Source organism: Virgibacillus carmonensis (assembly GCF_057836705.1).
Genome location: NZ_JBYQFJ010000231.1, coordinates 1 through 624, shown reverse-complemented (window position 1 = coordinate 624; position 624 = coordinate 1). Strand labels below are relative to the sequence as shown.

Below are 624 nucleotides of genomic sequence, written 5' to 3'. Positions count from 1 at the left end.
TGTTACATCCGTTCATGCCATTTATTACGGAGGAAATATGGCAGGAGCTGCCACACCAGGGTGAATCCATTACCATTGCACAGTGGCCGGAAGTCCGTGAAGATTTGCATAGTGAACAGGCGAAGAAAGAAATGAATCTGCTTGTATCAATCATAAAGACAGTGCGGAATATACGTGCAGAGGTTAATACTCCAATGTCTAAACAGGTGAAGCTGCTTGTTCAGGGAGAAGATAAAACAACCATTTCAGAGCTTGAAGCGAATCGGAACTATTTAGAGCGTTTTTGTAACACGAGTGAATTAATGATAGCTACAGATATAGAGGTTCCGGAAAAAGCGATGTCGGCCGTAGTAACCGGTATAGAACTATTTTTACCATTAGAAGGCTTAATCGACATTGATAAAGAACGATCAAGACTGGAAAGCGAACTGGATAAATGGAACAAGGAAGTGGAAAGGGTACAAAAAAAATTGGCCAATGAAGGTTTTGTAAAGAAGGCACCAGAGACTGTAGTTGCAGAAGAAAAACAAAAAGAGAAAGATTATCTCGAAAAGCAAGCGAAGGTTAAAGCACGTTTGGCAGAATTAAATAGCTAATAAAGAAAGCGGAATTCCACTAGTGAGG

General features: G+C 40.4%; 1 protein-coding gene. It reads left to right on the top strand.

Going from position 1 to position 624, the window contains the following annotated elements; translation table 11 throughout:
• Nucleotides 1–596: class I tRNA ligase family protein (locus AC3G7N_RS21560; RefSeq protein WP_489424181.1), on the top strand; the 596-nt coding region annotated here is incomplete at its 5' end.
• Between the last annotated feature and the right edge of the window lie 28 nt (nt 597–624).